Annotated in this window: 19 protein-coding genes and 1 other RNA gene; 7 read left to right on the top strand and 13 right to left on the bottom strand. The window is 73.8% G+C overall.

The window, feature by feature from the left end; genetic code table 11:
- Positions 1–28 precede the first annotated feature (28 nt).
- The 4 genes from Q4D18_RS02760 to Q4D18_RS02745 all read right to left on the bottom strand — a co-directional run bounded on the left by Q4D18_RS02760 (position 29) and on the right by Q4D18_RS02745 (position 5,368).
- Positions 29–1,087, bottom strand: a complete 1,059-nt coding sequence (locus tag Q4D18_RS02760) for a metal ABC transporter substrate-binding protein (RefSeq protein WP_303125561.1) — start codon at positions 1,085–1,087, stop codon at positions 29–31.
- 177 nt (positions 1,088–1,264) lie between these two features.
- The gene (locus tag Q4D18_RS02755) at positions 1,265–2,386 is read right to left on the bottom strand and encodes a hemolysin family protein (RefSeq protein WP_303125559.1); all 1,122 of its coding nucleotides are present in this window, start codon (positions 2,384–2,386) and stop codon (positions 1,265–1,267) included.
- Positions 2,383–3,702, bottom strand: coding sequence for a hemolysin family protein (locus Q4D18_RS02750; protein ID WP_303125557.1), 1,320 nt, complete (start codon positions 3,700–3,702; stop codon positions 2,383–2,385). Before Q4D18_RS02750 ends, Q4D18_RS02755 begins: the two co-directional genes overlap by 4 nt.
- Positions 3,703–3,922: 220 nt before the next feature.
- Positions 3,923–5,368: a GuaB1 family IMP dehydrogenase-related protein gene (locus Q4D18_RS02745; protein WP_303125554.1), complete on the bottom strand. Its 1,446-nt coding sequence runs from the start codon at positions 5,366–5,368 to the stop codon at positions 3,923–3,925.
- 287 nt (positions 5,369–5,655) lie between these two features.
- On the opposite strand from Q4D18_RS02745, the gene Q4D18_RS02740 reads away from it, so the two are divergent.
- Together Q4D18_RS02740 and Q4D18_RS02735 are read left to right on the top strand one after the other, a co-directional pair.
- Positions 5,656–9,438, top strand: a complete 3,783-nt coding sequence (locus tag Q4D18_RS02740; RefSeq protein WP_303125552.1) for a multifunctional oxoglutarate decarboxylase/oxoglutarate dehydrogenase thiamine pyrophosphate-binding subunit/dihydrolipoyllysine-residue succinyltransferase subunit — start codon at positions 5,656–5,658, stop codon at positions 9,436–9,438.
- A 38-nt stretch (positions 9,439–9,476) separates the two neighbouring features.
- Positions 9,477–10,082, top strand: coding sequence for a GDSL-type esterase/lipase family protein (locus Q4D18_RS02735; RefSeq protein WP_303125549.1), 606 nt, complete (start codon positions 9,477–9,479; stop codon positions 10,080–10,082).
- A gap of 263 nt (positions 10,083–10,345) precedes the next feature.
- On the opposite strand, the gene rsrA is transcribed toward Q4D18_RS02735, so the two are convergent.
- Together rsrA and Q4D18_RS02725 are read right to left on the bottom strand one after the other, a co-directional pair.
- A complete protein-coding gene (gene rsrA / locus Q4D18_RS02730; RefSeq protein ID WP_303125548.1) occupies positions 10,346–10,621 on the bottom strand; it encodes a mycothiol system anti-sigma-R factor in 276 nt (91 codons plus the stop codon).
- Positions 10,618–11,310 (bottom strand): sigma-70 family RNA polymerase sigma factor, encoded by a 693-nt coding sequence (locus Q4D18_RS02725; RefSeq protein ID WP_303125546.1) that lies wholly within the window; start codon positions 11,308–11,310, stop codon positions 10,618–10,620. Before Q4D18_RS02725 ends, rsrA begins: the two co-directional genes overlap by 4 nt.
- A 204-nt stretch (positions 11,311–11,514) precedes the next feature.
- Here Q4D18_RS02725 and aroA point away from each other — a divergent pair, with 204 nt between their 5' ends.
- From aroA to Q4D18_RS02700, 5 genes are all read left to right on the top strand, one after another.
- Entirely contained in the window at positions 11,515–12,972 is a 1,458-nt protein-coding gene (aroA, locus tag Q4D18_RS02720) for a 3-phosphoshikimate 1-carboxyvinyltransferase (RefSeq protein WP_303125544.1), read from the top strand.
- Positions 12,972–14,069: a ribosome small subunit-dependent GTPase A gene (gene rsgA, locus Q4D18_RS02715; RefSeq protein WP_303125541.1), complete on the top strand. Its 1,098-nt coding sequence runs from the start codon at positions 12,972–12,974 to the stop codon at positions 14,067–14,069. The genes aroA and rsgA overlap by 1 nt, the downstream gene beginning before the upstream one ends.
- Before the next feature lie 81 nt (positions 14,070–14,150).
- Complete coding sequence (hisN, locus tag Q4D18_RS02710; RefSeq protein ID WP_303125539.1) at positions 14,151–15,014, top strand: histidinol-phosphatase; 864 nt, start codon at positions 14,151–14,153, stop codon at positions 15,012–15,014.
- A gap of 3 nt (positions 15,015–15,017) precedes the next feature.
- Entirely contained in the window at positions 15,018–15,554 is a 537-nt protein-coding gene (locus tag Q4D18_RS02705) for a CrcB family protein (RefSeq protein WP_303125536.1), read from the top strand.
- On the top strand, positions 15,551–15,925 hold the full coding sequence (locus Q4D18_RS02700; protein WP_303125534.1) for a CrcB family protein: 375 nt from the start codon (positions 15,551–15,553) through the stop codon (positions 15,923–15,925). The genes Q4D18_RS02705 and Q4D18_RS02700 overlap by 4 nt, the downstream gene beginning before the upstream one ends.
- A gap of 58 nt (positions 15,926–15,983) precedes the next feature.
- Here the strand turns inward: Q4D18_RS02700 and Q4D18_RS02695 are convergent, their stop codons facing one another.
- From Q4D18_RS02695 to Q4D18_RS02665, 7 genes are all read right to left on the bottom strand, one after another.
- Entirely contained in the window at positions 15,984–16,229 is a 246-nt protein-coding gene (locus tag Q4D18_RS02695; protein WP_303125533.1) for a hypothetical protein, read from the bottom strand.
- 493 nt (positions 16,230–16,722) lie between these two features.
- Positions 16,723–18,114, bottom strand: coding sequence for a sodium/glutamate symporter (locus tag Q4D18_RS02690; protein ID WP_303125531.1), 1,392 nt, complete (start codon positions 18,112–18,114; stop codon positions 16,723–16,725).
- Between the two features lie 107 nt (positions 18,115–18,221).
- Positions 18,222–19,193: an aldo/keto reductase gene (locus tag Q4D18_RS02685; protein ID WP_303125529.1), complete on the bottom strand. Its 972-nt coding sequence runs from the start codon at positions 19,191–19,193 to the stop codon at positions 18,222–18,224.
- A gap of 102 nt (positions 19,194–19,295) precedes the next feature.
- Positions 19,296–19,667, bottom strand: a transfer-messenger RNA (tmRNA) gene (gene ssrA, locus Q4D18_RS02680).
- Between the two features lie 154 nt (positions 19,668–19,821).
- Complete coding sequence (gene smpB, locus Q4D18_RS02675; protein WP_303125527.1) at positions 19,822–20,337, bottom strand: SsrA-binding protein SmpB; 516 nt, start codon at positions 20,335–20,337, stop codon at positions 19,822–19,824.
- Positions 20,338–20,477: 140 nt separating this feature from the next.
- Positions 20,478–21,143, bottom strand: coding sequence for a CoA transferase subunit B (locus Q4D18_RS02670; RefSeq protein ID WP_303125525.1), 666 nt, complete (start codon positions 21,141–21,143; stop codon positions 20,478–20,480).
- Positions 21,140–21,946 carry a CoA transferase subunit A gene (locus tag Q4D18_RS02665; RefSeq protein WP_303125523.1) on the bottom strand — a complete coding sequence of 269 codons (807 nt, stop codon included), beginning with the start codon at positions 21,944–21,946 and terminating at the stop codon, positions 21,140–21,142. The genes Q4D18_RS02670 and Q4D18_RS02665 overlap by 4 nt, the downstream gene beginning before the upstream one ends.
- Between the last annotated feature and the right edge of the window lie 8 nt (positions 21,947–21,954).

The following is a 21,954-nucleotide window of genomic DNA, read 5'->3' as shown; positions in this document are numbered from 1 at the left end:
GTTCCGACGGGGCACGGCGCCGGCCGCGTCAGCCGGTGAGGGCGTCCGCGAGCGGACGGGCGTTGAGCAGCATGGCCTGGGCGTAGTCCGCCTCGGGCGAGTCCGCCGGGCCCACGCCGGACTCGTAGAGCTCGACGACGTCGACGTCCCCCGCCTCGCGTGCCACGGTGTCCACCAGGCCGTTCTGCGCGGCCACCGAGGTGAGGACCGCGTCCACGCCGTCCCGGCGCATGCCGCCGGCGAGGGCGGCGATCTCCTGGGAGGAGGGCTCTGCGTCGGTGGAGCCGCCGGGGATGACCACGCCGGAGACCTCGAAGCCGTAGGCGTCGGCGAAGTAGCCGTAGGCGTCGTGGTCGGCGACGACGGTGCGGCGGTCCTCCGGGACCTCGGCGAGGATGCGGCCGACCTCGGCGTCCGTGGCGTCCAGCTCCTGCTGGACGGTGCGGCCGCACTCGGCGTACCGCTGCTCGCCGGTGTGCTCGGCGAGGGAGTCCCCCATGAGCGCGGCGGCATCGGCCATGCGGGCCACGTCCATCCACACGTGGGGGTCCAGGGAGCCGTGGTCGTGGCCGGCGTGGGGGTCCTCGCCCGCGTGGGCGGCGTGCTCCTCGGCGGTCTCGCCCTCGTGGCCGTGATCGCCGTGCAAGCCCGCCCCGAACGGCAGGGGGTCGAGCTCGGGGGCGACCTCGACGACCTCGGCGCCGTCCTGCTCCGCGTTGGCCAGGGCGGACTCCATGCCGCCCTCCAGCCCCAGGCCGTTGGCGAACACGAGCCCGGAGCGGACCATCTGCACCACCTGCTCGGAGGAGGCGGAGAAGTCGTGGGGGTCGTCGCCGGGGCCCATCACGGACACGGCCGCGCCGCCGCCACAGCGCGCCACCCGGTCCAGCACGGAGCCGAGCTGGGTGGTGGTGGCCACGGCCACCACGGGGGCGGCCGCGTCCGAGGTCGCGGCGCCGCCGGACGCGGGCCCGGCGGCGGAGGAGCCCGCCGGGGCGGAGTCGTCCCCCACCGCGCAGCCCGTGAGCGCGAGCGCGAGGGCGGCGGAGACGGCGGCCGGAGCGGCCAGGCGGTGCGGGCGGTGCATGGACGGTCCTCCTGCGGAGCGGGACGGGGGCGGGCACGCCGGGCGGCCGCGAGATGCTAACGATTCTCACTCTAGCACTCGGCCGGGCGCCCTCCGCCGCCGGGCCCGGCCCCGGTGCACGACGACGGCGACGCGCCCCGGGCGGGGTGCGTCGCCGTCGTCGGGCGGGGCGCCGGGTCAGCGGCTGGGCGTCTGCACCGCCGGGCCCGTGGCGCCGGCCGGCCCGGCCGCATGGGAGCCGGCCACGGCGCGGTGCCGACGCGGGGACTGGGTGACGTCGTTGATCTCGCCCACCAGCTCCTCCAGCACGTCCTCGAGGAAGAGCACGCCCACCGTCGCGCCGTCCTCCGCGATCACGCGGGCCAGGTGCGAGCCGGTGCGCTGCATGAGCGCCAGGGCGTCCTCCACCTCGTCGCCCGTGCGGACGTTGGCCAAGGAGCGGACCCGGGTGACGGGCACCGGCTCGGTGTAGCGGGTGGCGCCCATCGTGAGCACGTCCTTGAGGTGCAGGTAGCCGGCGTAGCCGCCCTGGGGGTCCTCCACCACGAACCGGGAGTAGCCCGTGCGGCCCACGGCCCACTCCACCTGCTGCGGGGTGACGTCCTCGGGGACGGTCACCACGGCGTCCGCCGGCACCATGACGTCACCGGCGGTGTAGGCGGAGAACTCGAGGGCCGAGTGCAGCACGCCCGACCCGTCCTCGAGGGTGCCCGAGCGCGTGGACTCGGCCACGATCGACTGCACCTCCTCGAGGGTGAAGGAGGAGGCGACCTCGTCCTTGGGCTCGAACCCGAACGCGCGCAGCACCAGGTTCGCCACCCAGTTCAGGCTCACGATGATCGGGTGCAGCAGGCGGGAGAGGAAGACGAGCGGCTGGGCGAGCAGCATGACGGCGCGGTCCGCGAAGGACACCGCCGCGTTCTTCGGCACCATCTCGCCGAGCGTGACGTGCAGGAAGGTGACCACGAGCAGGGCGAGCACGAACGCCACCACGTCGGCCACCGCCACGGACAGGCCGAGGGCCTCCATCGGGACCACGAGCAGGTGGTGCAGGGCGGGCTCGGAGACGTTGAGGATCAGCAGGGAGCAGACGGTGATGCCCAGCTGGCACACCGCCAGCATGTCCGAGACGTGCTCCATGGCGAACAGCGCCACCCGGGCACGGCGGGAGCCGGCCTCGGCGCGGGGCTCGATCTGGGAGCGGCGCGCGCCCATGACGGCGAACTCGCCCGCCACGAAGAACGCGTTGGCCGCCAGGAGGACGACCAGCCACAGGAGTCCGAGGACGTCCTCGCTCATGCGGTCGCCTCCTTCAGGTCAGCGGGGGTCGGGTCGAAGCGCACGCGCTCCACCCGCCGCCCGTCCATGCGCTCCACGGACAGCGACCCGCCGTCCACGTCCACCGTGTCCCCCACGGCCGGGATGCGGCCGAGCCGGGCCATGACGAAGCCGCCGATGGTCTCGTAGGCGCCGTCCTCGGGCACGTCGAGCGCGCCGATCTGGGCGTGCGCCTCGTCCGGGCGCAGGTCCGCCGGCAGGTACCAGCGGCCGGAGGCGGTCTGCAGGACGCCCGGGGTCACCCGGTCGTGCTCGTCGGCCACCTCGCCCACGATCTCCTCCACCACGTCCTCGAGGGTCACGACGCCGGCCGTGCCGCCATACTCGTCCACCACGATCGCCAGCTGGAGGCTGGCCTCGCGCAGCTCGGCCAGGAGCTGGTCCAGGTGCACGGTCTCGGGGACGCGGATCACGTCCGACTTCAGGGCGCCGGCGGTGAGGTCGGCCCGGCGCTCGAGGGGCACGGCCACGACCTTCTTCAGGTGCACGACGCCCAGGACGTCGTCCGGGGACTCCCCGATCACGGGGAAGCGGGAGAAGCCGGTGCGGCGGGCGAGCTCCACGACCTCGGGCAGCGGCTCGTCCTCCCCCACGGTCTCCATGCGGATGCGCGGGGTCATCACGTCCACGGCGGTGCGCTCGGAGAAGCGCAGCGTGCGGTCCAGGAACGTGGCGGTCTGCTCGTCGAGGGTGCCCATCTGGGCGGAGCGCCGGACCAGGGAGGAGAGCTCCTCCGGGCTGCGGGCGCCGGAGATCTCCTCCTTGGCCTCCAGGCCCATGCGGTGCAGCAGGCCGTTGGAGAAGCCGTTGAGCACGAGGATGGTCGGCTTGAACACGGCCGAGAACAGGAGCATGGGGCGGGCCAGGGTCCGGCCCAGGCGCAGGGGCTCGGCGATCGCCATGTTCTTGGGGATCAGCTCGCCGATCAGCATGGACAGCAGGGTGGCCAGCACCATCGCCAGGACCAGGGAGACGCTGTCGGCGAGGGCCTCGGACATGCCCCACGCGATCAGCAGCGGGTCCACGAGCCGGCCGATCGCGGGGTCCATGACGTAGCCGGTCAGCAGGGTGGTCAGGGTGATGCCGAGCTGGCACGCGGAGAGCTGGGTGGAGAGGGACTTCAGGCACTTGAGCAGCGGCTCGGCGCCGCGGTCGCCGGAGTCCACCATGCGCTGCACGGCCGGCACGTCGATCGCGATCATCGAGAACTCGACCATCACGAAGAAGCCGGTGCCGAGGATCAGCAGCAGGCCGGCGATCAGCAGGAGCCACTCCACGGGGTCTCACCCCCCGCCGCGGCTCGGCGGCCGCGGGGGCCGGTCACGGGACGGGGACTGGAGGGCTCCGATCCGGCCACGTCCGCCGGAGCGGACGGGCGGTCTGGCACGGCAGTGTCAGGGTGATCCATAGTCCGCCCAGTATACGGAGGGCGGGACGCTCCCGCGCAGGGCCGCACGCGGCGGATCCCGGCGCCCGACGGGCGAGGACCCGGCCCGTTCACCAGGAGCCGGAGACCGCCCGCCCCTCCTGGTATCCGGCGGCGGACTGCAGCCCCGCCACCGCCCGCTCGCGGAACTCGGCGAGGTCCGCGGCGCCGGCGTAGGCCAGCGACGAGCGGACGCCGGAGGCGATCGAGTCGAGCAGGTCCGCCACCGAGGGGCGGTCCGGGTCGAGATGCATGCGGGCGGCGGAGACGCCCTCCTCGAACATCGCCTTGCGGGCCCGGTCGAAGGCGTCCTCGTGCCGGGTGCGCCGCTCCACGGCGCGGGCCGAGGCCATCCCGAAGCTCTCCTTGTACCGTCGCCCGTCGGGGCCCTGGACCAGGTCCCCCGGGGACTCGAGGGTCCCGGCGAACCACGAGCCGACCATCACCTGGCTCGCCCCGGCCGCGAGCGCGAGCGCCACGTCCCGGGGGTGCTTGACGCCGCCGTCGGCCCACACCCGCGCGCCGAGGCGCCGGGCCTCGGCGGCGCACTCCAGGACGGCGGAGAACTGGGGGCGGCCCACGGCGGTCTGCATGCGGGTGGTGCACATGGCCCCGGGCCCCACGCCCACCTTCACGACGTCGGCGCCGGCCGCCACCAGGTCGCGCACCCCGTCCGCCGTCACCACGTTGCCGGCCACCACGGGCACGGCGGGTCCGAGGGCGCGCACCGCCGCGAGGGCGTCGAGCATCCTCCGCTGATGGCCGTGGGCGGTGTCCACCACCAGCGCGTCCACCCCCGCCTCGAGCAGGGCGGCGGCGCGGCCGGTGACGTCCCCGTTGACCCCGACGGCGGCGCCCACCTGCAGGCGGCCCCGCGCGTCCACGGCGGGCGCGTCCAGGGCGGCGCGCACGAGCCCGGCGGCGGTGACCACGCCCACCAGGATCCCGTCCGCCACCACGGGCGCGGACGCCCGACCGGCCTCGTGGAGGCGGGCATGGGCGGCCCGGGGGCCGGCGGCGCCGGCCAGCTCCCCCGGGGCGAGCACGAGGGCGGCCGGGCGCATCACCGAGACGGCGGAGGCGAACCGGTCCACGTCCCCGCAGTCCTCGGGGCCGACCAGGCCGAGGAGGGCCCCGGCGTCGTCGACCACGCACACCATGCCGTGGGCGCGCCGGTCCACGCGGTGCAGCACGTCCAGCACGGTGGCCTGCGGGCCGACCGTCACGGGGGTGTCCCAGTCGGCGCGGGCGGCCTTCACGTCCGCCACCACCCCGGTCATCACGTCCAGGGGCAGGTCCTGCGGCAGGACGCCGAGGCCGCCGCGGCGCGCGACCGTCTCCGCCATGCGGCGCCCGGTCACCGCCGTCATGTTGGCGGCGACCACCGGCAGGGAGCCGTGCGTGCCGTCGTCGGGGGCCAGGTGCACGTCCGCCCGGCTGGCCACCTCGGAGCGGGAGGGCACGAGGAAGACGTCGTCGTAGGTGAGGTCCACGGTGGGCCGGCCGAGCAGTCGCATGCCGCCAGTCTGGCAGAGCCCGCCCGTGGACCCGTGGCTCGCGTCACAGCACGGAGCGTCGGCGGCGGGGACGCGCCGCATCCGACACCCCCCGACCCTGCCGCCGACAGGCCCGAACGCCTATGCTGGTCCGAAGGCGTTCCCGCGTCCGCGCAGTCCCGCGCGCGGTCGCGTCCCGCCCGGGTGTCCCGGACGGGCGGGACGCGCCGACACCGGCCCGGCCGCCGCCGCCCGCGGCGGACGACCCGCACACCGCTCACCCAAGGTTCAGGAAGAGGCGTTTCACAGTGCCAGAACTCACGTCCGACCGGCTCTCGCAGGAGTTCCCGGGCAACGAACAGCTCGTCGCCGAGATCTACCGGAAGTACCGGGAGGACGAGGGCACCGTCGACCGGCAGTGGGCCCAGATCTTCGCCCGTCTCGAGGCCTCGCAGCCCGAGGCCGCCTCCACCCCGGCGGCGAAGGCCCCCGCGAAGCCCGCGGCGAAGGTCCCCGCGCAGAGGAAGGCGCCGGCGCAGAAGGCGGCGTCGGCCACGCCCGCCGACGCCAAGCGCACCGTGACCGAGCGGCCGTCCGAGCCGGGTGCGCCGAAGCCCGGGCAGGAGAAGGCCCCCTCCGCCCCCGCCGCGGCCGACCCCAAGGCCGCCCGCCGCTCCCACGCCGCCGCCGTGCCCTCCGAGCCGGCCGCCGCGGGCGAGCCCGCCGCCGAGGAGAAGACCGAGAAGGCCACCGTACTCAAGGGCATGGCCAAGGCGGTCGCCACCAACATGGACGCCTCCCTGTCCATGCCCACGGCCACCACCGTGCGCGACCTGCCGGCCAAGGTGCTGATCGACAACCGCACCGTGATCAACTCCCACCTGTCCCGCACCCGCGGCGGCAAGGTCTCCTTCACGCACCTGATCGGCTACGCCGTGGTGCGCGCCCTCGCCGCGATGCCGTCGATGAACACCACCTACGAGGAGCGCGACGGCAAGCCCACCATGGTGGAGCCGGCGCACGTGAACTTCGGCCTGGCCATCGACCTGCCCAAGCCGGACGGCACCCGTGCCCTCGTGGTCCCGAACATCAAGGCCGCCGAGACCCTGTCCTTCCGCGGCTTCTGGGAGGCGTACGACGACCTCGTCAAGCGCGCCCGGGACAACAAGCTGACGATGGACGACTACGCCGGCACCACCGTCTCCCTGACCAACCCGGGCGGCATCGGCACCGTGCACTCCGTGCCGCGCCTGTCCAAGGGCCAGGCCTCGATCATCGGCGTCGGCGCGCTGACCTACCCCGCCGCCTTCCAGGGCGCGGCGGAGTCCACGCTGAACCAGCTGGCGATCTCCAAGACCATCACCCTGACCTCCACGTACGACCACCGCGTGATCCAGGGCGCCGCCTCCGGCGAGTTCCTGAAGATCGTGCACGGCCTGCTGCTGGGCGAGGACGGCTTCTACGACGAGGTCTTCCACGACCTGCGCATCCCCTACGAGCCCGTCCGCTGGGCCCAGGACGTGCAGGTGAACCCGGACGAGCAGGTGGGCAAGGTGGCCCGCATCCAGCAGCTCATCCACGCGTACCGCGACCGCGGCCACCTGCTGGCGGACGTGGACCCGCTCGAGTACCGCATGCCGTACCACCCGGACCTCGACATCCGCGAGCACGGCCTGACCCTGTGGGACCTGGACCGCCAGTGGCCCACCGGCGGCTTCGGCGGCGAGACCACGCTGAGCCTGCGCCGCATCCTGGCCGTCCTCCGCGACGCCTACTGCCGCACCGTGGGCGTGGAGTACATGCACATCCAGAACCCGGCCGAGCGCGCCTGGTTCCAGGAGAAGCTGGAGCGCCCGTACAACAAGCCCACCCGCGAGGAGCAGCTGCGCGTCCTGGGCCGCCTCAACGCCGCCGAGGCGTTCGAGACGTTCCTGCAGACCAAGTACATCGGCCAGAAGCGCTTCTCCCTCGAGGGCGGCGAGTCCCTGATCCCGCTGCTCGACTCCATCATCGGCGACGCCGCGGACGAGGGCCTGGACGAGGTCACGATCGGCATGGCCCACCGTGGCCGCCTGAACGTGCTGACCAACATCGCCGGCAAGACCTACAGCCAGGTCTTCCGCGAGTTCGAGGGCGCCACCCCCGGCGGCGCCGCCGGCTCCGGCGACGTGAAGTACCACATGGGCACCGAGGGCACGTTCGTGTCCGACGCCGGCAACTCCACGCGCGTCTACCTCGCCGCGAACCCCTCGCACCTCGAGGCCGTGGACCCGGTCCTCGAGGGCGTGACGCGCGCGAAGCAGGACCGCCTGGCGGCCGAGACCGACGGCGGCGAGTCCTTCCCCGTCCTGCCGATCCTGGTGCACGGCGACGCCGCGTTCGCCGGTCAGGGCGTGGTGACCGAGGTGCTGATGCTCTCGCAGCTGCCGGGCTACCGCACCGGCGGCACGATCCACGTGATCGTGAACAACCAGGTCGGCTTCACCACGTCCCCCGCGGACGCACGCTCGTCGGTGTACGCCACGGACGTGGCCAAGACCACCCAGTCGCCGATCCTGCACGTCAACGGCGACGACCCCGAGTCGGTGCTGCGCGTGGCGCAGCTGGCGTACGCGTACCGCCAGCGGTTCCACAAGGACATCGTCATCGACCTGATCTGCTACCGCCGTCGCGGTCACAACGAGGGCGACGACCCCTCGATGACCCAGCCGCGCATGTACACGCTGATCGAGCAGAAGCGCTCCACCCGCAAGCTGTACGTCGAGTCCCTCGTGGGCCGCGGCGACATCACGCAGGAGGAGGCGGACTCCGCGCTGAAGGACTACCAGCAGAAGCTGGAGCGCGTCTTCGCGGAGATCCACGCGGCCGAGTCCGGCAAGGGCGAGCAGGGCGGCGGCCTCGAGCCGGCCGCCGAGCGCGACCGCGCCCTCGAGGCCCCGGAAGGCACGGCGATCTCCTCGGAGACGCTGCGCCGGATCGGTGACGCCCACCTGGCCGTCCCGGAGGACTTCACCGTCCACCCGAAGCTCGAGCAGCTGCTGGAGCGCCGTGCCAAGATGGCCGTCGACGGCGGCATCGACTGGGGCTTCGCCGAGCTGGCCGCCTTCGGCTCCCTCCTCATGGAGGGCGTGCCGGTGCGCCTGGCCGGCCAGGACTCGCAGCGCGGCACGTTCACGCAGCGCCACTCGGTGTTCCACGACCGCGTCACGGACCAGACCTGGACCCCGCTCGAGCACCTGTCCGAGGACGAGGCCCCGTTCTGGGTCTACAACTCGCTGCTGTCCGAGTACGCCGCCCTCGGCTTCGAGTACGGCTACTCGGTGGAGCGCTCGGACGCGCTCGTCCTGTGGGAGGCCCAGTTCGGCGACTTCGTCAACGGCGCCCAGACCATGATCGACGAGTTCATCTCCTCTGCCGAGCAGAAGTGGTCGCAGAACTCGTCCGTGGTGCTGCTGCTGCCCCACGGCTACGAGGGCCAGGGCCCGGACCACTCCTCCGCTCGCATCGAGCGCTTCCTGCAGCTGTGCGCGGAGGACAACATGCGCGTGGTGAACCCGTCCAACGGCGCGAACCACTTCCACCTGCTGCGCGAGCAGGCCTACGCCCGCCCGCGCAAGCCGCTGATCGTCTTCACCCCGAAGCAGCTGCTGCGCCTGAAGGCCGCCGCCAACGCGGTGGAGGACTTCACGCAGGGCCGCTTCCAGCCGGTGATCCCGGACGCCTCGGTGCAGGCCTCGGATGTGAAGCGCGTGCTGCTGGTCTCCGGCCGTCTGTACTACGACCTGGCCGCCCGCCGGGACAAGACGGGGGACACCTCCACCGCGATCGTGCGCGTGGAGCAGCTGTACCCGCTGCCCACGGAGGAGATCCGCGAGCAGCTGGCGCAGTACCCCGACGCTGAGGTGCTGTGGGTGCAGGACGAGCCCGCCAACCAGGGCCCGTGGCCGTTCATGGCGCTCAACCTCCTGCCGGAGCTGGACCGCGAGGTGCGCCTCGTGTCCCGCCCGGCGCTCGCCGCCACGTCCGCGGGCACCAAGGGCCGTCACGACCAGGAGCTGGCCACCCTGCTGGACCAGGCGTTCGGCGCCTGACACCGCGGGCCCGGCACCTCCCGACGAAAGGATTCACCGTGCAGAACCGCCAGATCCGGATCGCCGCCGTCGGCGACCACATCCTGGCCGGGGCGGGCGACCCCCGCGCCGTCGGCTGGTGGGGCCGGGTCCTGGCCCGCACCTCCGCGCCGGACGTGGCCCTCGAGAACTACGTCCTCGCGGTGCCCCACGAGACCACGGAGGAGCTCGGGGCCCGCTGGTGGGGCGAGGCCTCCCGGCGCTTCTCCGAGTCCGGCGAGAACCGCCTCGTGGTGGCCCTCTCCGACGCGGACCTGGACCTCGACGCCTCCTCGAGCGCACGCTCGCGCCTGAACCTGGCCAACGTCCTGGACACGGCCACCCAGCGCGGCATCCCCGTGCTGGTGCTCGGCCCGACCCCGTCCCTGGACGAGGCCCGAAACGAGCGCCTGGCCGAGCTCAACGCCGCCTACCTGGACGTGGCGGACCGCCGCGGGCAGGTGTACGTGGACGCGTTCACCCCGCTGCGGGACCACGACCAGTGGCGTGCGGACCTGGCCGCCGGTGAGGGCCTGCCGGGCCAGGCCGGCCACGGGCTGATCGCGTGGCTGGTGCTGCACCGGGGCTGGTACCCGTGGCTCGGCGTGCCCGAGCCGACCGCCTGATGTGACAGAATGGCTCACTGACCATCGTCCGCTTCCCCGGAGAGGAGACGCCCATGAGCAAGCGTGCACGCAAGCGCCGCGACCGCAAGAAGGGCGGCGCGAACCACGGCAAGCGTCCCAACGCCTGAGCCCCGCTCAGCGTGGTGACACGCCGGGTCCAGCACCCGCAGACATGACGACGGGCCGGTCCCCTGGAGGGACCGGCCCGTCGTCGTCCGTGGGAGGCGGCGTCCAGGCGACGCGGGCTCGCTCCGCAGCCCCGGTCAGCCGCGGCGGATCGTGGTGGTGGAGATCTGGGTGATGCGGGTCATGATGGTGGCCCGCAGCTGCGCGGGGGCCTTCTCCTGGCAGGAGCGGCGCACCGCGGAGCGGATGAGCAGCTCGAGCTCCTGCTGGTGGTGGCAGTCGGGGCACTCGGCCAGGTGCGCACGCACCTGCTCGATGTCCTCGGCCGTCAGGGCGCCGTCGAGGTACCGGTAGAGCTGCTCGAGGCGCTCCCCGCCGTCCCGGCAGTCGGGGCAGTCCTGGTCCGTGGTCATCGGCCGGCCTCCTTCGTGGTCTGCTCCTGGGCCGCGCGGCCCTTGGGCCCCATGCCGCGCTCCCCCGCGTAGTCCGTCAGCCGCTCCCGCAGCTGCTTGCGGCCGCGGTGCAGCCGGGACATGACGGTGCCGATGGGGATGTCGAGGATCTCGGCGATCTCCTTGTAGGCGTAGCCCTCGACATCCGCGAAGTACACGGCCAGGCGGAACTCCTCGGGGATCGCCTGGAGGGCGTCCTTCACCTCGGAGTCGGGCAGGTGGTCCAGCGCCTCGGTCTCGGCGGAGCGCAGTCCGGTGGAGGTGTGCTCGGCCGCGCGGGCCATCTGCCAGTCCTCCACCTGGTCCGTGTCCGCCTCGAGGGGCTGGCGCTGCCGCTTGCGGTACAGGTTGATGTACGTGTTCGTGAGGATGCGGTACAGCCAGGCCTTGAGGTTCGTGCCCGGCCGGTACTGGTGGAACGAGGAGTACGCCTTGGTGTAGGCCTCCTGCACCAGGTCCTCCGCGTCCTGCGGGTTGCGCGTCATGCGCATGGCCGCCGAGTAGAGCTGGTCCACGAATTCGAGCGCGTCCCGTTCGAACCGGGCGCGGCGCTCGGCCTCGCTCTCGCCCGCGACGTCGATCCCGGGCAGGTCGTGCTCGGGGGCGTCCGCGGGGCGGGCCATCTCCGGCGTGCTGTTCTGAGTGCTCATCGCCCGCCAGTCTACGGGGGCGGGACGGGCGTCCAGCAGGGTCGCCGTCATGCTCGATCCGCCTCCTCTGCCCGGCCGTGCGCTGCGCGGTCCGGCGGCGCTCGGGGCCACCGGGCGGGACCTTCCGCCCGCACCGGTCACAGCGCCCGCGACGGGCCCGGTATTCCCCGCCGCGGGCCCCGTGGACCTCGGTAGGCTGGACGGATGACCGCGCCCCGCCCCGCCGACGCCGTCCCCGCGGACGGTGCGCCGCCCCGCGTCCCGACGACGACGCCGGCCCCCGCCTCCCGCCCGGCGCCGGCCGACCCCTGGCCGGCGCCCGCGGCCGCCGGCCCGGTGCGCGGGACCGTGCGCCTGCCCGGATCCAAGTCCCTGACGAACCGGCTGCTGGTGCTCGCCGCCGTGGCGGACGGGCCGTGCGTGCTGCACGGCGCGCTGGCCTCCCGGGACACCGCGCTGATGCGCGGGGCGCTCGAGGCGCTCGGCGCCCGGTGCGAGGACCGCCCGGACGGCGTTCTCGTGGTGACCCCGCTGCCCGTGGGCGAGCCCCTGGCGGAGGAGGCCCACGTGGACTGCGGCCTGGCCGGGACGGTGATGCGGTTCGTGCCGGCCCTGGCGGCGCTGCGGCCCGGCGTCGTGGTGGTGGACGGGGACCCGGGGGCGCGGGTGCGCCCGATGGCCCCGCTGCTGGCGGGCCTGGAGCAGACCGGCACGCGCGTGGAGCCCCTCGGCGAGCCCGGCCTGCTGCCGGTGCGCCTGACCACGGGCACCCCGCTCGGGGACGAGGCCGCCGTGGACGCCTCCGACTCCTCCCAGTTCCTCTCCGGCCTGCTGCTCTCCGCGGCCCGGCGCCCGGGCGGGCTGACACTGCGGCACACCGGCGAGCGCGTGCCCAGCCCGGAGCACGTGGCCATGACCGTGGCGTTCCTGCGCGAGCACGGGGTGCGGGTGGACGAGCCCGCCCCGGGCGTGTGGCGGGTGCATCCGGGGCCGGTGCCCGCGTTCGAGGCGCACGTGGAGCCGGACCTGTCCAACGCCGGCCCGTTCCTGGCGGCGGCCGCGGTGACCGGCGGCGCGGTGTCCGTGCCGGACTGGCCCGCGCGGACCACGCAGATCGGGGACCGCTGGCGGGAGATCCTGCCCGCCTTCGGCGCGGACGTGGCCTTCTCCCCCGCCCCCGGCGACCCCTCCCGCGGCACGCTCACGGTGACCGGCGGCATCGACGGCGAGGGCCGCCCCCGGGTGAGCGGCGCCGGGGACGTGGCGGACACCGCCGAGCTCGCCCCCACCGCGGCCGCGCTGGCCCTGCTGGCCGAGGGGCCGACGCGCCTGAGCGGGATCGGGCACCTGCGCGGGCACGAGACCGACCGACTCGCCGCCCTGGCCGCCGAGGCCGCCCGCTTCGGTGTGGACGTGGTTGAGGGCGCGGACGCCCTGGACTTCCCCGGCACCGCGGCCGGCGGGGCGCCCGCCGCGGCCGAGGCCCGCACGTACGAGGACCACCGGATGGCCACCTTCGCCGCCGTCGTGGGGCTGCGCGCCCCCGGCACCCGGGTGCGGGACGTGGCGACCACCGCCAAGACCATGCCGGACTTCCCCGCGCTGTGGGAGGGGCTCGTGGCCCCGCCCGCGGCCGCGGCCGACCGAGGAGCAGACGCCTGATGGGACGACGAGTGGACCCCTCGGCCTGGGACGAGTCGGACGTGCGCGTGCGCCCGTCCAAGCGCGGCACGCGCCCGCGCACCAAGGAGCGCCCCAAGCACGAGGACGCGCAGACCGGACGGGTGACCACCGTGGACCGCGGCCGGTACACCGTGGTGCTGCCCGGGCGCACGGACGCCCCCGTCACCGCGATGCGCGCCCGCGAGCTGCGGCGCACCCCGATCGCCACGGGGGACCGCGTGGACGTGGTGGGCGACCTCTCCGGGGACGAGGGCACCCTGGGCCGGATCGTGCGCGTCCAGGAGCGGGACACCGTGCTGCGCCGCTCCGCCGACGACTCGGACGAGGTGGAGCGCGTGGTGGTGGCCAACGCGGACACCCTGGTGGTGATGGTGGCCGCGGCCAACCCGGAGCCGCGCACCGGCTTCATCGACCGCGCCCTGGTGGCCTGCTACGACGCCGGCATCCACCCCGTCCTGCTGATCACCAAGACGGACCTGCGGGACCCCGCCGACCTGGTGGCCCACTACGAGTCCCTCGACCTCGAGGTGATGACCTCCGGCGCCGCCCGCTTCGAGGCGGACAGCGGGGACACCGACCTGGACGGCGGGCTCGTGGAGCGCGTGGCCGAGCGCCTGGCCGGGCACATGGCCGCGTTCGTGGGGCCCTCCGGCGTGGGCAAGTCCACCCTGCTCAACGCCCTCACCGGGGCCGACCGCGCCACCGGGCACGTCAACGCCGTGACCGGCCGGGGTCGGCACACCTCCTCGTCCGCACTGGCGATGCCCCTGCCGGGACCCGACGGCGAGCCGCTCCCCGACACGTGGGTGGTGGACACCCCCGGCATCCGCTCCTTCGGCCTGGGCTGGGTGGAGCCGGACCGCGTGGTGGAGGCCTTCGAGGACCTCGCCGGCGGCCTGGCCGACTGCCCGCGCGGCTGCACGCACCTGCCCGACTCCCCCGGCTGCGGGCTGGACCCGTGGGTGGCCGCGGGCCACGCCGGTCCCGCCGGCCCGGCACGCCTGGCCTCCCTGCGCCGGCTGCTGGCCAACCGCACCGCCGCGGAGGCGGGCGGCTCGGCGTCGTCCGAGGACTGAGGCCGGGCGCCGCGGGAGGGGCGGCGTGCGGAGCGCGACTCTCCCGCGCGCCGGCGGGCCCGCCGGTATAGCGTGGCCCCCATGGAGCCCATCGAGCACGCCGAGCCCACGCCCCGCACCGCCCCCGCCGACGACGCCGCCCGCCGGCCCGCCCGGGACCTCACCGAGGACCTGCGGCTGGCGCACATGCTCGCGGACAACGTGGACTCGATCACGATGAACCGCTTCAAGGCGATGGACCTGCAGGTGGACACCAAGCCGGACCTGACCCCGGTCTCGGACGCGGACCGTGCCGCCGAGGAGTCCATCCGCTCCACGCTCTCCCGCGCACGGGCCCGCGACCTGATCCTCGGCGAGGAGTTCGGCGGCGAACCCTCGCGGACCGGGCGCCAGTGGGTGGTGGACCCGATCGACGGGACCAAGAACTTCGTGCGCGGGGTGCCGGTGTGGGCCACCCTGATCGCGCTGCTGATCGACGGCGAGCCCGTGGTCGGCGTCGTCTCCGCCCCCGCCCTGCACCGCCGCTGGTGGGCCGCCGCCGGCCAGGGCGCGTTCGCGGGCACGTCCCTGACGCGCGCCCAGCGGATCGGCGTCTCGCAGGTGGACCGGGTGGAGGATGCCTCCCTCTCCTTCTCCTCGATCGAGGGCTGGCGGGAGCGCGGCAACGTCCGCGAGTTCCTGCAGCTGACCTCGGACGTCTGGCGCGTGCGCGGCTTCGGTGACTTCTGGTCCTACATGCTCCTGGCCGAGGGCGCGGTGGACGTGGCGTGCGAGCCGGAGCTGGCGCTTCACGACATGGCCGCGCTCGTGCCGATCGTCCGCGAGGCCGGCGGCCGGTTCACCTCCCTCGACGGCGAGGAGGGCCCCTTCGGCGGGCACGCCCTGGCCACCAACGGCCTGCTGCACGACGAGGTCCTGCGCCGGCTGACCCCGGGCCAGGACTGACCCGTGGCGGACGCGCGGCCGGCCGCGGGCGGAGCCCCGGCGCGCCGGACGCTGCCCTGGGTGGCGCTCGGCGGGGCGGCGGGCGCCGGCGTCGGGTGGCTGGCGCTCAGAGCGGGCGATGCGCTGCTGGGACCGCGGCTCCAGGGCGTGGACGGCCGCGCGTGGTTCCTCCTCGAGGCCCTGCCGATGCTGCCCCTGCTGGCGGTGAACACGCTCGGCGCGTTCCTGCTCGGCCTGCTGTGGGGGGCCTCCCGGGCGGCCGCGGCCGACCCGTCCCGACGCACGTGGGATCCGCGGTGGGTGCCCGCCCTGGGCACCGGCTTCCTGGGCTCGTTCACGAGCATCTCCCTCGCCCTGGGCTGGGGCCCGTGGCTGGCCCGACGGGTGATGGCGGGCGAGCTGCTGCCCCTCGACGGCGTGCTCGGCACGCCGCTGCGCCTACTGGCCCTGGCCTCCCCCCACCTCGCGATGCTCGCCCTCATGGTCGTGCTCGGCACGGCCGCCGCCGTGGCGGGGCTCCGGACGGCGGCACGGCGATGAGCCCCCTCCCCCTGTCCGTGCTGCTGGTGGCGGTGAGCGGCGCGCTGGGCGCCTCTCTCCGGCACCTGCTGGACGTCCGCGTGCCCCGCGGCCGCGGCGTGCTGACGGCCAACCTGCTCGCGTGCCTGGTGTCGGGCCTGCTGGCCGGCTCCGGTCTGGCCGCGGCCACACCGGCGATGACCGTCCTGCTGAGCGCCGCCGGGGGCCTCACCCGCGGCTTGGGCACATGGGCCACCGGGGCCGAGCGCGCGGCCGACGCCGTCCTCGCCGGGGAGTGGGCCGCGGCCGCGCGCGCCTGGGGGGCACACCTGGGCGGGGGCCTCACCGCGGCCGTCCTGGGCGGGCTGGTGGGGCTCACCCTGCTCCGCTGAGGATCGACCGCCGGTCAGGGCCGAGGAGGGACGAGAGGACTGAGGTTGCCCTCCTCCGTCAGCCGGCGAGGACCCGCTGCGCCCACCCGAACAGCAGGCGGCCGTCCCGATCCACGTCCACGGCGGCGCCGCCCCGCACGGCGAGCGCGAGGGCCAGCACGTCCCGGTCGGCGGGGTCCACCACCGCCAGCAGGTCCGTCTGACGGCGCACGTGCGTGCCGGTGCGCTGCAGATGCCGGGCCTGGACCACGAAGGCGGCTGCCTTGGACAGGCCGGCGATCGCCTCCGGGCCGCGGGTGTGCACAGGGTGTGCACGGCGCCGTGGTAGACGTTCCCGGCCCCGGAGGTGACCGCCCGGGCCACGGCGGCCGCTGCCAGGCACGGCAGCAGCTCCGCGCGGCTGCCGCGGATCGGCGTGGTGTCGTGCACGAACTGCACCAGGTCCGCCGCGTCCCAGGCGAGCAGCTCGTCCCGGCCGGAGAGGAACCCGCAGGCCAGTTCCCGGTGCGGCAGGCCGTCCAGCAGCCGGCGGTAGGCGTCGACGTCCCGGGGCGTGAGCGCGTCCAGGACCAGGACGGCGTCGATGTCCGAGGCATCGGACGCCTCGCCGCGGGCGCGGGAGCCCTGCAGGCCGAGGAACCGGACGCGGGGGCCGAAGGCGGCGTCCACGGCGTCGGTCCACCGCCGCACCCAGTCGGCGGTCAGCGGGTCGAGGGGCGCGTCGGCGGGGGCGGGCTCGGGGGCTGCGGACATGGCCCCCAGGGCAGGACAGCCGGCCGCGAGGCCGGGCGTGCCGCTCAGGCGCGTGCCGCCGTCGTCGTCCGCCGGGGGGCCGGCCCGCCCTGACGGACCATGATGACGGCCCCGACGACGGCGATGACGCCCCAGATCGCGACCACCGACCAGGGCGCCCCCGCGACGATGAGCAGCGGGGCGATCGCCACCGCGGCCCCCTCCACCGGGATCAGCGGCAGGTAGGCGTACCCGAAGTCCTCGACGGTCCCGGACTCGAGGTCGGGGTCCACGATGCGCAGCAGCGCGATGCCGGTGGCCACGGACCCGGTGGCCCATCCCCACGTGAAGATCTGCTTCTCGAACCAGCTCTCCCCCAGGTACCGCGGGGCGACCACGAGCCCCAGGAACAGACAGAACGCCAGGCCCAGCGCGAACACCACGGCCAGCTCCGCCAGGTGGTCGGCGACGAACGCCGGCTCGATGGACACGATGCCGCAGACGATCAGCACGTCCGAGGCCGCCCCGGAGAGCGCCTTGAGGGTCTGCGGCTCCATCACCCGCGAGGCGCCGGAGCGGGCCACGATCCACCGGGCGAGCAGGCCCGCCAGGAAGGCGCTGGCGAACAGGGGCAGGGCGAAGTCGTCCAGCACCTTGCCGGTGGTGGTCATGAACAGCCAGCCGAGGGCGACGACGGCGCCCACCAGCGCCATGTGCAGGGTGAGGGTCTCGATGGAGGACCCGGACATCGTGTGCCGCGCGGCGACGGGGCGGTCGTCGTGCTCCAGCACGCCGGTGCGCAGGGACGGCGTGAACGCGGCCTGCGTGCTGAAGGCCCGGGTGTGCCCCCGGGAGGAGCCGACCTTCGCCAGGATCACACCGCCGACGATCCCGGAGAGCATGCCCACGGTGGCCGAGGTGAAGGCGATCGAGGTGATTTCCGGGCGGCCCGCGCCGGCGAAGACGTCCCCCAGGGCCGCGGAGGTGCCGAACCCGCCGGACCAGGAGGCGAACAGCACCATGCCGATCGCGTCCGAGGAGCCCATCACCGGGCCGAGGACGAGCAGGACCAGCAGCATGCCGGCGACCACCTGGCCGGCGGACATGAGCACGCCGTACCCGGTGAAGCCGGCCAGCGGGCCGGTCACCTTCGCGAAGGAGAAGGACTGGGACAGCGCCATGCAGGCGAAGACCACCGCGATCAGCAGGGTGGTGTACGAGCCCACGTACGGGGAGAACGGCAGCCCCGTGAAATCCCATGCGCCGAGGCGCAGCCCCCACGCGCCCGCCACCTGCGGGCCGAGCAGGAACCCGAGCAGGCCGGCGATCACGGGGGCGGGCAGCAGCAGCCACTGGAGGAACCGCACCTTGGCCCGCAGGACCACCGCGACGAGCAGCAGGCCGCCGATCAGCCCCGCATCGCCGATGAGGGTCTCACGAAACAGTGCAGCCTCCATGGGAGGAACCCCTTCCACACCGGGGCACCCGAAGTGGCGGCCCTCTGCCGGGACTCTACCGGGTGCCAGGCCGACGCCGGCCGCGGTCGCCCGCGGCCGGCGGAGCGTCAGGCGAAGACCGCCTCCAGGCGCTCCCGGACCTGCGGGGTCACCAGCTCGATGACGTCCAGCGCCTTCAGGTTCTCCTGGACCTGCGCCACGCTCGAGGCGCCGAGGATCACGGTGGACACGTGCGGGTTCGAGGCCGTCCACGCCAGGGCCAGCTGCGCCGGGGTCACGTCGAGCTCGGCGGCGATGTCCACGAGCTGTCGGACCTTGGCGGTGGTCTGCTGGTCCGCGATCGAGTCCTTCACGAAGTCGTAGCCCTTCAGCGCACCGCGGGAGCCCTCCGGGACACCGTCCACGTACTTGCCGGACAGGATGCCGGAGGCCAGCGGGCTCCAGGTGGTCAGGCCGAGCCCGATGTCCTCGTAGAGGCGGGCGTACTCCTCCTCCACCTTCGTGCGGTGCAGCAGGTTGTACTGGGGCTGCTCCATCACGGGCTTGTGCAGGTGGTGGCGCTCGGCGATGTTCCACGCCGCGCGGATCTCGTCCGCGCTCCACTCCGAGGTGCCCCAGTACAGGGCCTTGCCCTGGCTGATCATGTCGCTCATGGCCCAGACGGTCTCCTCGATGGGAGTGTGCGGGTCCGGGCGATGGCAGAACACCAGGTCCACGAAGTCCAGGCCCAGGCGCTCGAGGGAGCCGTCGATGCCCTGCATCAGGTACTTGCGGTTCAGGGTGTTCTTCATGTTCACCAGGTCGCCGTTGATACCCCAGAACAGCTTCGTGGAGACCACGTACTCGTGGCGCTTCCAGCCGAGCTCGGCGATGGCCCGACCCATGATGGTCTCGGACTCGCCGCCGGCGTACACCTCGGCGTTGTCGAAGAAGTTGACCCCGCCCTCCTTGGCGGCGGCCAGCTGGTCCTTCGCCAGGCCCACGTCGACCTGGTTGCCGAACGTCACCCAGGAGCCGAAGCTGAACTGCGAGACCTGGAGGCCGGAGGAGCCGAGACGGTTGTAGATCATGTCGCTCATGGCCCCACGCTACTACCGCGCGGCGCGGCCGGAGGAGGGACGGAGGCCCTCGGGGACGACGAAGGCCCCTCGACGTGACGTCGGGGGGCCTTCGCGTGCGGTGAGTGGAGCCGGCGGGAATTGAACCCGCGTCCGATGTGGTGTTGCCAGGTCTTCTCCGGGCGCAGTCTGCTGCGGGTGTTGCTCGGTCCTGGCCGTCCCGCAGACGGGCGGCCAACCCGGACCCAGCCGGATTGATGTCGGCATCACGACCCCCGGCGAGGGTGATGCCCAGTGGCTATCTAGCTGACGTCATGGTCCGGGGCGACAGCGACCCCGGGATGACGGACTCGATCACTGATCAGGCAGCGAGAGCGAAGTCAGTGCGCTTGGATTCGGCACTTATTGGTGTGCAGAGAGCGTTTGACGAGATGACTCTGCATCCTCGGCCCGCTTCCCCTGTCGCGACTCACATCGTCGAAACCGATCGGCCCCTGGAGGGGTCGACACACTCACTATGAGGTTGTCAATCACCACGGCAGGCGGAGGGCGTGTGCCCGCCGGTCCTGAAACCGGCCCTGCGAGGAGTCCAACCTACCAGAGCCGAGGGGTATTCCCCAGGGCTCGCCTCGGCCACCCCGTGCGGAGGTCAGGCGACGCCGGCGCGGCGGTTGCGGATGCGCATGGCGCGCTGGGCCTCGCGGTTGTCCTGCTTCTCGCGGAGCTTGTGGCGCTTGTCGTACTCGCGGTTGCCCCGGGCGACGCCGATCTCCACCTTCACGCGCCCGTTGAGGAAGTACAGGGACAGCGGGACGATCGTCAGCCCCGGGTCCTGGATCTGGCGGCTGATCTTGATCAGCTCGGCGCGGTGCAGCAGCAGCTTGCGGCGGCGGCGGGCGGCGTGGTTGGTCCACGAGCCGTTGAGGTACTCGGGGATGTAGATCTGCTCGAGCCACAGCTCGTCCCGGTAGAAGACGGCGAACCCGTCCACCAGGGAGGCCTTGCCCTCGCGCAGCGACTTCACCTCGGTGCCCTGCAGGACCATGCCGGCCTCGTAGGTGTCCAGGATCGTGTAGTCGTGCCGGGCCTTCTTGTTGTTGGCGATCACCATGCGCTCGCCGGGGGCCGGCTGCCTGGCCGCCTTGCCCTTCGCGTTCTTCCCCATGGTGCTCGCTCCTTCCGTCCTCGATCCGCGCTCAGCACAGGATGCACCATCCTACGCGACGGCCGGCCCGCCCCCGCGGGGAGCGGGGGCGGGCCGGCCTCGGACCGGCGCGGCGGCGGGCGTCGCCGTGGTGGGCGGGCTCAGAGGAGCGGGGCGCCGGTGAGCGCCCGGACCTGCTCCTCGGTGACGCCGGGGGCGCACTCGACGAGCCGCAGGGCGGGCTCCTCCGGGGTGCCGACGACGTCGATGACCGCCAGGTCCGTGATGATCCGGTCCACGACGGCACGGCCGGTCAGCGGCAGGGTGCACCGCTCGACGATCTTGGGGGTGCCGTCGCGGGAGACGTGGTCCATCATGACGAGCACGCGCCCCGCGCCGTGCACGAGGTCCATGGCCCCTCCCATGCCCTTGACCATCTTGCCGGGCACCATCCAGTTGGCCAGGTCCCCGGCGGCGGAGACCTCCATGCCGCCCAGAACGGCGACGTCGATCTTCCCGCCGCGGATCATGCCGAAGCTCAGCGCCGAGTCGAAGAAGGACGCCCCCGGATTCACGGTGACGGTCTCCTTGCCGGCGTTGATCAGGTCCGGATCCACCTGGTCCTCGGTGGGGTACGGGCCGGTGCCCAGGATGCCGTTCTCGGACTGCAGCACCACGGACCGCCCGGCCGGGATGTGGTTCGGGATCAGGGTGGGCATGCCGATGCCCAGGTTCACGTAGGCGCCGTCCGGCAGCTCCTGGGCGGCGCGGGCCGCCATCTCGTCGCGGCTGCGGCCCTGGGGTCGCTCGGTACTCTGCTCACTCATCGGGACTCCTCCCCCGCCGCGCGGACGGTGCGCTTCTCGATCCGCTTCTCGATGTCCGTGCCGACCTCCACGATCCGGTGCACGAACACGCCGGGAAGGTGGACCTCGTCCGGGTCGATCTCGCCGGGCTCCACGAGCTCCTCCACCTGCGCGATGCACACGCGGCCGGCCATGGCGGCCGGCGGCGAGAACTGGCGGGTGGCCTTGCGGAACACGAGGTTGCCGTGCCGGTCGCCCTTCCAGGCGTGCACCAGGGAGAAGTCCGTGACGATCGACTCCTCCAGGACGTAGGTCTCCGCCTCGCCGGGCTCGGAGAGGTAGCCGGCGCCCAGGGTGAAGTCGGCCGTGGGCTTGGCGGCGGAGGCCTTCGCCACGTTCCCCTCGGCGTCGTAGCGCATCGGCAGGCCGCCCTCGGCGACCTGCGTGCCGACGCCGGACCGGGTGTAGAACGCGGGGATGCCCGCGCCGCCGGCGCGCAGCTTCTCCGCCAGGGTGCCCTGGGGGACGAGCTCCACCTCCAGCTCGCCCTCGAGGTACTGCCGGGCGAACTCCTTGTTCTCCCCCACGTAGGAGGAGGTCATCTTCCGGATCCGACGGGCGGCGAGCAGCACGCCCAGGCCCCAGCCGTCCACGCCGCAGTTGTTGGAGACCACGGACAGGTCCCCGGCGCCCTGCTCGAGCAGGGCATCGATCAGCTGGACCGGGTTGCCGGAGAGGCCGAAGCCTCCGACGGCGAGCGAGGCCCCGCGGGGGATGTCCGCGACCGCCTCGGCGGCGGTGGCGACGGTCTTGTCAAGTGCCATGTCCTCGT

The organism is Micrococcus sp. (assembly GCF_030523875.1).
In the GTDB taxonomy this organism is placed as follows: Bacteria; Actinomycetota; Actinomycetes; order Actinomycetales; family Micrococcaceae; genus Micrococcus.
This window is presented reverse-complemented; position numbering and strand designations above follow the sequence as displayed.